This window comes from Gluconobacter morbifer G707 (assembly GCF_000234355.1).
Taxonomy (GTDB): domain Bacteria; phylum Pseudomonadota; class Alphaproteobacteria; order Acetobacterales; family Acetobacteraceae; genus Gluconobacter; species Gluconobacter morbifer.
In genome coordinates this window covers 1-11,241 of sequence record NZ_AGQV01000012.1, presented here as the reverse complement: position 1 = coordinate 11,241, position 11,241 = coordinate 1, and the positions used below count along the sequence as shown (strand labels likewise).

The window sequence follows — 11,241 nt, the reverse complement described above, 5'->3', positions numbered from 1 at the left end:
ATGGAACTGAAAATCAGGAATGTTCTCGATGAAAAACCCGTGAAACTTACCGTAGAAGTCCCGGCTTCGGTATTTCGCGATCTTGAGACCTATGCACAGGCCATCGCTAGAGTGAATTCGGAGGATGGTCCTGTGGATCCGGCGAAGCTGATCGTGCCGATGATCACCCGGTTCATGGCGTCGGATCGTGGGTTTGCAAAAGTCCGACGTCGGAAAGCCAGTTAAACGCGTGCGCGTTCCGCATGAAAATGACCGACGAGCTTCTTTAGCACGGGGCTGGTGCTGTCGTTACGCCACGCAGCCATGTAATCAAGATGGGAGGGACTGCCTCCGTCTGAAATATCTACGATTCTGATATCTTTCAGCGCAAGGCTAGATCGGACCCGTATCCAGGCATCCGTCAGGAGGCCAATTCCCATACCTTCGGCAACGAGTGCCAGTATGCGTATGCTGCCAATATCATGGAATTGCAGGTTCGGTTTGTCCCCCTGACGACTCAGTTTGCGTAGCAGGAGATCACTGAATTCTTCACCAGCATTATCGCGTCCAATCAGGAAAATATCATCACGAAGATCGTGCCAGAAAAGTTTCGGTTGATGGGCCAACGGATGTGAGGCTGGGAGCGCTGCGACGATCTGTTCGCTCCAGAGTGTGAGGGCGGTGGTTCTTTTGACGGAGTATGGTCCGGTTACAACTGCAAGGTCGATCAGACGCAGGTCGAGATCGCTTAGCAGAGTGTTTCTGTCCCCCTCCGAGAATTGGAGTGTTACATCCGGATAATCGCTAAGGAAGCTACGAAGTATTTCCAGTATGCGACCAGGAGCCACGCAACTCTGGACGCCGATGATGATTACGCCGCGTTCTCCTCGACCGGCTTTATGGGCGATATCGCGCATATGCGTGACTCGACTGAGGACATCGCGGGCTGCATTGATGAATTCGATTCCCGCTGGGGTAGGAGTCGTGCCTGACGGTGAACGGAGGAATAATTCCACTCCGATCCTCTGCTCCAGCTTTTGGAGGAAACGACTTACCGAAGACTGCTTGACCCTGAGGGCGCGGGCCGCTGCTTGGATGCTGCCGTGTTCCGCAATAGCCCGCACGCAGAGCAGGTGCCAGAGATCGAACGGTGGCCGGTGCATGACGCTATCCGGTAGGTGGCCATGTCTGGCTGGCGGTGCATGAGGCAAGGTTGAAGCCGCCTCTCATGACAAGCCCGGCATTGGCATGAAGCCGGGCTGCGCACGAACCCGGTCGAACCAGTGTCGCAGGGCTCGGTAAGGCGCCAGATTGATGCCACCCTCTGGGGCAAGTGCCAGGTAAGGAAAGACAGCACAGTCCGCGATGGTCGGGCGCTCCAGTGCCAGCCAGTCGTGGGCGGTAAGATAGGCGTCAATCCGGGGTAGAAGCCGATTTGTCCATCGGATTGCCGCCTCGATATCCAGCGGATAACCGAATTTGCGGATCAGTCGTGCCGCGTTTGGACCGTTCCGCACTTCAGAAGCGGCGATTGATAGCCATTCCATGATCAGGGCTTGCGAACGACCATCTTCCGGCCACCAGTTCCGAGTTTCCAGTTTTGCAGCCAGATAGACGAGAATAGCCTGGGAATCCCGAATGACCGTTGGTCCATCAATGAGAACCGGTAATTCCTGCCAGGGATTGAGTGCTGTGAAGGCTGCATTCTTCTGCTCGCCTGCGCTTAGGTCAATGGGGACAAGCTCCAGTTCAATTCCGGTCAGGGCCGCGAATAGGCGCACCTTGTAGCAATTTCCGGACAGTTCGAGGTCATAGAGCTGCATCGTATTGTAACCCCCTTCCCATACTGCTTGCCGCCGAGATCAGGCAGGACTATAAAATACTTCCGACCGGTCGGGTGTAAAGACGAAAATGAAAACTACGCTGCGTAATATCGTGATAGAGGCCCGAGAGCTGTTTCGAGAGCATGGTTACGACGGTGCCTCCATGCAGGATCTCGCGACCCGCGTCGGGCTGAAAAAGGCCAGTCTTTACACACGTTTTCCGAACAAGGAGTCTCTGGTTCCGGAAGTTCTGGCTCTTACACTGGAAGAAACGGTTGATGGGCTCCCCGATCCGCAGGACGACTGGCGGCTCGCTTGGCGGACTATGGTCGGACGCATCGAAAAGACTTTTGAGGAGCGGCAGCGCTGCGTCGGGTTGCATCTAGCCTATGGCGTAACGTCGGCTACGCCTGACGCCCAGGCAGCGGTCAGTCAGTTCTTTGTATCCCTGCGTGAGCAAATGGCCCAGATATTGCAGGCTGGCGATATTCCCGACCCGGATGCCGTTGCGGCGGATACGTTGGCGCAGCTCGAGGGCGCCACGCTCTGGATCACGACGTCTGGAGATGTGGCACCACTCCGTCGAGTTGCGGAAAAGGCCCGCGAGATCGCTACCTCGTCATTGCTTTCCTCCCCGCCTCTCAACAAACAGGAAAGGAAAAAGCGTTGAGAGTCGTCGTATTCTGCGGATCAGAAAATGGAAATGATCCCATGTACCAGAACGCAGCAGAGCAGCTTGGTCAGACGCTTGCTCGCCAGGGGGCAGGCTCGTTCATGGAGGGGGGGGCACGTCGGCCTGATGGGCGCAGTCGCGGACGCCGCGCTGGCATACACCATTCATCCTGTCGATATCAGCGCGGGAGATCAGTTTCGGCCGGAGTTTCTGGCCATTTCTCCCAATAACCGGATGCCCGCGATCATTGACCGGAGCCCGAAAGATGACGGTGAGGCCATCAGCGTTTTTGAATCAGGGGCAATCCTGCTCTATCTCGCGGAGAAGACAGACCGGTTTCTGCCTGAGGATATCCGGGGTCGCACGGCGGTCACCGAATGGCTGTTTTGGCAGGTCGGCGGTCTGGGACCGATGGCGGGGCAGAACCATCATTTCGGACAGTATGCGCCAGAGAAAATTCCCTACGCCATCACACGCTATGTCAACGAGACCAACCGTCTGTATGGCGTGATGGACCGGCGTCTGGCGCGGGTGCCATTCCTCGGTGGCGCCGATTACAGCATTGCGGACATGGCCAGCTATCCGTGGGTCGTGCCGTGGCAGCGCCAGCAGCAGAACCTTGATGAGTTTCCGAACCTGAAGCGCTGGTTTGATACCATTGCAGCGCGCCCGGCAACGATACGGGCCTATGAGTAAAGGGAAAGACCTGTCAGCGCGACCCAGCGTGACGGAAGAGGGGAAGAAAATCCTGTTCGGTCAGACAGCCCGATCCGTCACCCGGTAAGACAGGACAATCAGCAGTTGGAACCCGTCCTGACTCTGGCGTAGCGGGTTAACCAGTCTGATCGATGTAGCGCCCCAGCATATCCCTGCTGGCCTGAAGGCGGTCGATCTGTGCGTCCATCTTCCGTCGTTCACGTTGCAGAATGGCGCGCAGGTTATCGCAGGGCTGAAAGCTTGGGTCATCGGTCAGGATACAGGGCAGCAACTGCCGGATCGCGTCCAGTTTCAGGCCCGCTTCGGTGAGCATCTGGATGCGCCGGACCGCGATCTCATCGCCTTCCGAATAGTCCCGATAGCCGGATTCCTGTCGATCGGGCGCAATCAGGCCTTCCTGTTCGTAATAGCGCAGCATGCGGATACTCACACCCGTGCGACGGGCCAGCTCGCCGATCTTCATCATTTTCTCCTTGACCCTGACAGCGCTGTCAGACCTTAGCGTGCCTGTCGCATCACCGCACGGAGAATATGCACATGCGACTTTACCGACTGAAACATACCGAAAATGGCGTCCGTCCCGTTCTGGATGAAGCGCCGGATCCTTCGCCTGTTCCGGACGAGGTTCTGGTGAAAATACAGGCTGCCAGCCTGAATTATCGGGATCTGCTTCTTCTGGGGGATCCGGCCATGACGGCAGCCGCTGGCCGCGTGCCACTTTCTGATGCTGCAGGTCTTGTTGCAGCAGTAGGGAAGGGCGTAGCCGACTGGAAGGAAGGCGATCCTGTATGCATTCCGTTCTTTCGGGACTGGATCGGCGGTATCTTTCGAAATGACTACATGCGTTCGGCCTTTGGTGGTCCCAACACGGAAGGCGTTCTGCAGGACTATGTCAGCGTCCCGGCCGGGTCGCTCATCGCAAAGCCTGTGCATCTCTCCTTTGAGGAGGCCGCGACTTTACCGTGTGCTGCAGTGACGGCATGGCAGGCGCTCATGGTCAGGGGACATCTGCGCAAAGGCGATACCGTTCTTGTTCAGGGAACGGGTGGCGTGGCGCTGTTTGCGCTTCAGTTTGCCGTAGCCAGGGAAGCGCAGGTCATCATCATCTCGTCTTCCGACGAAAAGCTTTCACGTGCCCGGAAACTGGGTGCATCCGAGCTGATCAATTATGTCAGGACGCCGGACTGGGATGAAGCTGTCAACACGGTTACCCATGGAGACGGTGTCAGCCATGTCCTGGAACTGGGCGGACCGGAGACCTACCCCCGATCCATCAAATCGATCGGGGCCGGTGGCCACATTGCCCAGATTGGTGTGCTGACCGGCTTTGGACCGCGCCCGGATATCGATCGTATCCGCAGCACCAATGCCAGCATTGACGGGATTACTGTGGGCTCTGGTGACCACTTTCGGGAAATGAATGCGTTTTTGACTCAGCAGGAGATCCATCCTGTCATCGACAGGATCTTTCCTTTCGAACAGGCAGGGGAGGCCTATGACTATCTTCAGAGCGCGAATCACTTTGGAAAGATCGTGGTCAACGTCTCTTCATAAAATGTCTTTCTCAGTTACTCTATTCGGAAATTCAGGGCGTGCCCGTGAGTGAACCTGTCACGAATGCAAGGGCCACGGCATTGGTCAGGGCCTGAGCATGACTCTGCGCATAGGCTGCCTGCGCCTGTCGTAGCGCGCTGGCTGTGCTCGATGCATCAGTCAGGGTGCCGACACCATGGGCATAAGCCTGTGCTGCAGCCCGAAAGGCGCGGTCAGCCGCCGCGCGCAGGGCCATGGCGGCGTTCACCTGTGACAGGCTTGTCTGAAGCGCGTCTTCCGTCGTGGCAACTTCGCGTGTCGCAGTATCCGTCTGTTGCTCCAGAGTGTCTTTCGCCTGCGCTGCCCGGGATTCGGAAAGGCGGATTTCATTCGTACGTTGGCCGCCCATGAAAATCGGCCAGTCGAACTGCATGAAAGCTCCGCCTTCCGGTTGCACGATTCCCGCGTTGGGAGAAGGCGTCGGTGTGCCGAGCAGATCGGTCCCCCGCGTTCGCATCTGGCCGATATAGCCTTCGACATTCGCGCCTATGGAAATCCTGGGCATCAGCGAGGCATGGGCCACGTCCACGGCGGCGTTTGCAGCGCGCAGGCGGGCAAGACCGGCCTGAATATCCGGACGCTGCCTCAGCGCCTCCTCCATGAGCTGGTGGATATGACCGGGTATGGCCGGTGGAAGTGTCTTTTCGGCACTTCCACTGACCGTAAGCGCCGTGGTCGCCGGCAGTCCCATTGCGTCGAGCAGCTCATAATGTGCCGAATGCTCCATGGCGACGGCCTGCTGCAGCTGGTAATCGGTCTGTGCCGCATTGCGACGGGCGACTTCCAGATCGACAATGGTGCTTTCCCCGTTATCCCGTCGGGCCTGCGCGGCCCTTAGCAGCAGGTTCGCATTGTCCAGGGCCTGACGGGCGGAAGCGAGATTGGCCGTCGCGGCGTCAAGTGCATAATAGGCGCGCGCGACACCGAGCAGAAGGCGCTGATGGGCGGCATTGAACATGACGTTGCTGGCATAGGATTCATTGCGGGCTTCGCGCACGCCGGCGTCGCGCGCTCCGAAATCGAACAGGAGGTAGCTCAACGTAAGCTTGGGATAGATCGCTTCGGAATCAGACGTCATGTATCCGCGTTGCGACAGATAGGAAGGCAACGGAAGCGCAAGGCGATTGTAACCACCCAGGATGCTGGCCGAGATCTGTGGCAGGTAGGACGCCTGCGAAAGACCGACACCAATCGCGGCCTGCCGGGCCTGCTCCCAGGCGATACGGGTCTGCTTGTTGTTGCGTTCAGCCAGATCGATCAGTTCGGGCAGTGAATAAGGATGGCCTTTGTCAGGCAGGATATCAGTCTGCCGGACAGGCAGGTCAGGATCGGCTGGCAGCGAATAATCGTGATCTGCTATATCCTTCGGTATGACGAGACCATGATGGCCGGATGCCTGTTGCGTGCTGACGTCTGAATGCCAGGCGTGATCGGGCGCATCCGGCGCCAGATCCAGCGTATCGTTGCAGCCGCCCAGAATAGGCGCGGTCGCCATGATGCCAAGAAGGCACAGGAACGGCTGAAGCCTGTTACGCATGGGCGTGGCTTTCTTCGGGATAGGGAGGAACAGCATCTTCCGGTGCCAGGGGAAGCACAGAGCGCAGCAGGTCCCTTGCCTCCTCGCTGAAGACACGCGACCAGACGGCCAGGCTGGTGCATAGGCCCTTATCTTCGGAAGACATGCCATCCGTCATCACAGATGGGATCATGGGGAGGGTCGCCCATAAGCCGAGCCTGTCCTCTCCGGTTGCGATCCAGTGGCCGAACTGCCTGAGCCAGTTGGCGACCTCTGTCTGATAATGATGGAAAACCGTCCGTACCCTGTCGTCCGTGCGGGTGCCGAATGGAAGGGACGCGGTCATCAGGATGGGGACCGAGAGGAACTGCAATCGGGTGACGAGATCGCTGTCGAGTGGCTGTCCGGCATGATGCTGTGCCTTGCCCGGTTCAAGAATGTCATTGACCAGCGCGCCACGGGCCGCTCCGGAGGCTGCTGAAAATGCGCCCAGCAGGCGTTCACGGGTGTGGTCGACGAGAGAACCTGCGGGGCTTTCATGAACGGCGAGGTCAGCCAGGCGGTCAGCCGCAACTGTCATCTGGCGCCGCGCGATGCTGCCGACACTGCGGGGCCAGATCAGGGCGTTGCACATGAACAGGACAACGTTGGCCAGCAGCATGCCGACGACACGGTTCCGTCCGGCCTCCATGTTCAGGGTCGGGCCGTAGTTTTGCAGAACGCACATGAAGAACGCGAGAACGAGCTGTGTTCCGGCATAGGAGATGCGCAGGCTGCCCGACTTGATCCATGCCCCCAGCGTCACGACGGGCAGCAGGAGAAGAAGCAGGTCACCAATATCGGTCAGATAAGGCATGAGCAGCAGGATCGACCCGATCCCTGCGGCAGCGCCGAGCAGGCATCCGCATATCCGCAGCACCATCTTGTGCAGCGTGTCGCCCAGGGTCTCCAGCGACACGACAAAGCAGGTGAGGATGGCGGTATGGATGCCTTCCCAGTCAGTCAGGCGTTCCACGGCGTAGCAGATGCAGACCGCCAGCGTCAGGCGGAGCGCGTATCGGACATAGGCGGGATTGGTAAAGGCATCCGCCTTGAACAGACTGCGGGGCCTGCTGACGACTTCGGGGAGAATGGCTGGATCTGGCTGGTCAGGGCGCGCCAGAACCATCGCGATCAGTGTCAGGACGCGGTGCAGCTCACGGGTTAGCGGTTCGACACCGGGAGCGTCAGCCTGACCGTCTGGCATGGTATCTGTCAGACCGTTCACCGGCCGATTTTCACGGATCGCCGCCGCAGCGGCCTCGCAGAATGCAGCCATTCTGGCGAGGTATGGTTCGGTTTCGGGCGTCCGGGGCATGATGCGGCGCCAGGCCAGCAGGAGCAGGCCCAACTGGCTGACATCGCGGATCAGGGCGCGTCCTGCGGCATGATAGGGTGCCATGCCGTGAACCTTCACGGACAGGGCATGCAGTCGGGTCAGACCGCCAGCCCCTGCCTGCGCCTGCATGAAAAGTGCCCGATAGGCATCGGGCTTGCCAGCGCAGAAGGCTGAGCAGGCAAGCAGCCGTGACGAAAGACCCTCCCTGACAGCTAGCGCCGGATCTCGCCCCATCAGCCGATCTCCCAGAACCAGGACCGTGACCGCGATGACGAAGAGCAGGCCGACCCAGAGCGTAATCCGCACCAGGGCCTCTTCCGGTGGCATGAGCAACAGATCGGGAACCAGGGAATCGGTCGTATCACCGATGAAAACTGGCGTTGTGAGCGCCAGCCCGATAGCCGAATCCCCGAGCGTCACATTGAAAAAGACCCAGAAGCACAGGATGTTCAGGAAGGGGCCCAAGGTAGTGGCTTGTCCCAGGAAGCCCGCGGCGAATGCCATGAGCACCATCAGGGGCAGTCGGACGGCTGGCTGGGACAGGCTCACCATGAAGATCAGGATGGTAACGCCAATACCAATGACCAGCATGACGGTGCCCATGGGCGCTACGGCTAGCGTTGTCCCCTGATCGTTGCCTGCCAGAAGGAAGGCGATCCAGGGAAAGACCGCGATGAACGGGACACGGAAAACTTCCCCGATAACGGTGCAGAGCAGGGTAATGATCACAAGTCGGGCCGTATTTTTTCCGCGTCCGGGCACGGATTTCATTTCATGCCAGAGTGCGCGGAGTCCTGATGGAGGATCACCCTGATCAAATGCTGGTGGCACAAAGTGCCGCCGGATGTCGGCTGTACTCATGGTGTCTATCGGTCGATGACAACGCTGACGGTCTCGCCGATACGGACAAGATCAGGCGGCGGATCAATCAGTTTGACACGCACAGGGAAACGCTGGGCAATCCGGACCCAGTTCAGGCTTCGCGGAACACGGGGCAGGCCGTCGGCGGTTGTGCCTTCATCGGGAAGAACGCCGGCGTTGAGGCTGTCAACGATCCCGTGGACATGGCGGCCGGTCATGCCGACCAGATAGACCTCGGCATTCTGTCCCGTCTGCGTTCCAGCGAGCTGGGTTTCACGGAAATTCCCGACAGCCCACCATTCTTCCGTATTGACGATGGTGAAAAGGGGATGGCCTGCGACGGCATATTCGCCGGCCGAGACATCGAGCGCCGTCACGATTCCGTCGCAGGGCGCCCGTACTACCGTGACCCGGAGATTGCGTTCGGCCAGGGACAGGGCAGAGCGAGCACCGGCCACAGCCGCTTCAAGCGGCGCAATGCTGCGCACCGCCTGCCGCGCGCCCGTTGCGGCCTGTTGCGCTTCGTCAAGGGCCGCCTTTGCGGTCGCGACCTCGGTACGCGCCTGGTCGAGTTGCTCGACCGTTACGAAGCCGTTTCGTTCCAGTGGTGCCAGACGCGCCAGCGTGCGTTGCGCGAGATCCAGACGCGCCTGAGCGCCCGGAACACCGCTTCGGCTTGCATCGGCATGTGAAACCTGGGATTCCACCTGTGTAGTCTCGATCGCAAGCTGGGCCTGAAGGTTATGCAACTGTGCGAGCGCCTGGTCACGGGCGTACTGATATGGCTCCTGATCAATGACGTAGAGCACCTCGTTGCGATGGACGCGCTGGTTATCGCGTACCGCCAGTTTCGTGACCCGACCGCTGACGTCTGGCGCCATGTGTATGACATCGGCCCACAGGTAAGCATCGTCGGTACGGGGCCGGTGGTGCAGGCGTTCTGCCGCCAGCAGGGACAGGCCGCCCAATGACAGGAATGCGGCTACGCTGATCGCAATACCAGCGGTTTTCCGTCCGTTCATCATCAGTGACCGAAGAGCACGAGCCAGAGCGCCAAGGTGATACTGCCCGCTATGGCTGGATAGGTAAGCAACGGGAAAGGCACGCCTGTCCCAATCCCTGTCGCACCGAGGGCTGCGCGCGTGGCGACGGCTCCGAGTGCGCCACCAGCAGCGCAAAGCAGCCATGACGGGAAGAATGAGCCAGCGATGTTCTGGGCCGGGGCGGCTGTACACGCCGTCAGAAAGGGAATGACGCACAGGCCCAAGCCACTAATCACCCGACCGAGCCGAAACAGGGATGGCGCGCTCATGCGAGGCGTTCCTGCGCTGCAGTCACCGCGCGCTGCAGCGCGGACACGATTTTCTCGTGCATCGCCTCGGTATAACGCGCACTGAGCAGACCCACGCTCAATGCGCCGAGCAGGCGTCCATCGGAAGTGAAAAGCGGTGTGGAAACACTGGTCACGCCCACCGCCAGCTTGTCACGCATGATGGCGATGCCACGTTGCGCCACGTCCTTCATGTCGCGGTCGAAGGCCGCACGGCTGGGACTGTTTTCTTCATTAGCTTCGATCGCCTGGAACAGTGCGACCCGGACCGTACGCGTCTCATGTGCCCAGATTGTCTTGCCGGCGGAACTGGCCTTCAGGGGAAGGTGCTCTCCCTCATGAATCTGATAGGGTGTACGCGTGTTGCCCTGAGCCATGTTGATGACGCGGACCTCAAGGCCCTGTCGGATCCCGAACAGCGCTGTCTCGTCCGTATCTTCCGCCAACTGGATGACAACAGGAGCCAGACGCTCGCGCAGGAAAATCAGGTGCCGGGCGGGGGTCATGAGATGGTCGATCGCCTCTCCCAGACTATAGGTATGTGTGATCCTGTCCCGAGAGATGTATCCATGGTCGACAAGGGTCTGGAGCAACGGCGTCAGGCTGCTTTTCGGAACATCGAGACACTCCACGATCTGCGTATGTGTCAGTTCTGCTCCCGGCCGGGACAGGAGTTCCAGCAGGCTGATGGTCCTGAGCGCCGATTTGACGTCTGTTCGCACTGATAAATATCCCGGTATCTCCGCGTCCTGACTGGGGACTGCGTTCCTGTCGCAAGTGGAAGGCAACCGTTAGCGACGATCAATGTTAGTTCTTGTATGAGAACACAAGTTGTATTTATTATGTTATTATTCGTTATGTGCCTCGTCAACATTTACATTGTTCTCATATGGGAACTTAAAATAATTTTTCTTTATAAAGGAGTGATGACAAAAATTGGACTCATTGAATGCCCTGTGGTCCATTTCTGGATCACATAGGTTGCTGACAGGAATGCGTGTGTGCCTGCTCGTTCTGGCTATTTCTCATCGGGCAGAATGGGAGCGCCGGTTAGGTGCAAGCACCTTGAACTGTCAGTTTACTTTGTCGAGCGGGCACGGTGCGCTTCTGTCCTTGATCATTGCGCGTTTCGGCTTACCACGAATGACGCCCTGGCGTAGCCCGCGCACTTCCCGCTCCAGCGCCTTGGGTCGATCGGCAATTTTCGTTGGGACGGTGGCACGCTTGCCCGTCTCGACTTCCGCCTTTTTGACCCATTTGTTCAACGTATGCGGCGAACAGTCGCTCTCTTCAGCAGCGAGGAGGTGGCTCGCTCTTGACTGCTGTCTTTGTGGCATACAGCGACCAGGATTTCATAAGACAAGTCTTAAG

13 protein-coding genes are annotated in these 11,241 nt (G+C 58.9%); 4 read left to right on the top strand and 9 right to left on the bottom strand.

The window, feature by feature from the left end:
* Nucleotides 1-225 (top strand): DUF2274 domain-containing protein, encoded by a 225-nt coding sequence (locus GMO_RS12050; RefSeq protein WP_139064472.1) that lies wholly within the window; start codon nt 1-3, stop codon nt 223-225.
* On the opposite strand, the gene GMO_RS12045 is transcribed toward GMO_RS12050, so the two are convergent.
* Together GMO_RS12045 and GMO_RS12040 are read right to left on the bottom strand one after the other, a co-directional pair.
* The gene (locus tag GMO_RS12045) at nt 222-1,142 is read right to left on the bottom strand and encodes a LysR family transcriptional regulator (protein ID WP_048851989.1); all 921 of its coding nucleotides are present in this window, start codon (nt 1,140-1,142) and stop codon (nt 222-224) included. The genes GMO_RS12050 and GMO_RS12045 overlap by 4 nt on opposite strands.
* A 63-nt stretch (nt 1,143-1,205) precedes the next feature.
* The gene (locus GMO_RS12040) at nt 1,206-1,802 is read right to left on the bottom strand and encodes a glutathione S-transferase family protein (RefSeq protein WP_008852698.1); all 597 of its coding nucleotides are present in this window, start codon (nt 1,800-1,802) and stop codon (nt 1,206-1,208) included.
* An 88-nt stretch (nt 1,803-1,890) separates the two neighbouring features.
* Between GMO_RS12040 and GMO_RS12035 the strand changes: the two genes are divergently transcribed.
* Nucleotides 1,891-2,472, top strand: coding sequence for a TetR/AcrR family transcriptional regulator (locus tag GMO_RS12035; protein ID WP_040509586.1), 582 nt, complete (start codon nt 1,891-1,893; stop codon nt 2,470-2,472).
* Nucleotides 2,473-2,601: 129 nt separating this feature from the next.
* Nucleotides 2,602-3,171 carry a glutathione binding-like protein gene (locus GMO_RS12030; protein WP_008852696.1) on the top strand — a complete coding sequence of 190 codons (570 nt, stop codon included), beginning with the start codon at nt 2,602-2,604 and terminating at the stop codon, nt 3,169-3,171.
* A 136-nt stretch (nt 3,172-3,307) separates the two neighbouring features.
* Here the strand turns inward: GMO_RS12030 and GMO_RS12025 are convergent, their stop codons facing one another.
* Complete coding sequence (locus GMO_RS12025) at nt 3,308-3,658, bottom strand: MerR family transcriptional regulator (protein WP_008852695.1); 351 nt, start codon at nt 3,656-3,658, stop codon at nt 3,308-3,310.
* A 71-nt stretch (nt 3,659-3,729) separates the two neighbouring features.
* Between GMO_RS12025 and GMO_RS12020 the strand changes: the two genes are divergently transcribed.
* Nucleotides 3,730-4,746 carry a zinc-dependent alcohol dehydrogenase family protein gene (locus GMO_RS12020; RefSeq protein ID WP_040509583.1) on the top strand — a complete coding sequence of 339 codons (1,017 nt, stop codon included), beginning with the start codon at nt 3,730-3,732 and terminating at the stop codon, nt 4,744-4,746.
* A gap of 31 nt (nt 4,747-4,777) precedes the next feature.
* Here GMO_RS12020 and GMO_RS12015 read toward each other — a convergent pair whose 3' ends face one another.
* The 6 genes from GMO_RS12015 to GMO_RS14780 all read right to left on the bottom strand — a co-directional run bounded on the left by GMO_RS12015 (nt 4,778) and on the right by GMO_RS14780 (nt 11,207).
* Nucleotides 4,778-6,358 (bottom strand): TolC family protein, encoded by a 1,581-nt coding sequence (locus GMO_RS12015; RefSeq protein ID WP_050801482.1) that lies wholly within the window; start codon nt 6,356-6,358, stop codon nt 4,778-4,780.
* Entirely contained in the window at nt 6,315-8,540 is a 2,226-nt protein-coding gene (locus tag GMO_RS13645; protein ID WP_082086093.1) for an FUSC family protein, read from the bottom strand. The genes GMO_RS12015 and GMO_RS13645 overlap by 44 nt, the downstream gene beginning before the upstream one ends.
* Nucleotides 8,541-8,545: 5 nt before the next feature.
* The gene (locus GMO_RS12005; protein ID WP_008852691.1) at nt 8,546-9,565 is read right to left on the bottom strand and encodes an efflux RND transporter periplasmic adaptor subunit; all 1,020 of its coding nucleotides are present in this window, start codon (nt 9,563-9,565) and stop codon (nt 8,546-8,548) included.
* Nucleotides 9,565-9,852 carry a YtcA family lipoprotein gene (locus GMO_RS12000; RefSeq protein ID WP_048851986.1) on the bottom strand — a complete coding sequence of 96 codons (288 nt, stop codon included), beginning with the start codon at nt 9,850-9,852 and terminating at the stop codon, nt 9,565-9,567. The genes GMO_RS12005 and GMO_RS12000 overlap by 1 nt, the downstream gene beginning before the upstream one ends.
* Complete coding sequence (locus GMO_RS13640) at nt 9,849-10,592, bottom strand: IclR family transcriptional regulator (protein WP_008852690.1); 744 nt, start codon at nt 10,590-10,592, stop codon at nt 9,849-9,851. Before GMO_RS13640 ends, GMO_RS12000 begins: the two co-directional genes overlap by 4 nt.
* Nucleotides 10,593-10,943: 351 nt before the next feature.
* Nucleotides 10,944-11,207 (bottom strand): transposase, encoded by a 264-nt coding sequence (locus GMO_RS14780; RefSeq protein ID WP_082086091.1) that lies wholly within the window; start codon nt 11,205-11,207, stop codon nt 10,944-10,946.
* Nucleotides 11,208-11,241 lie beyond the last annotated feature (34 nt).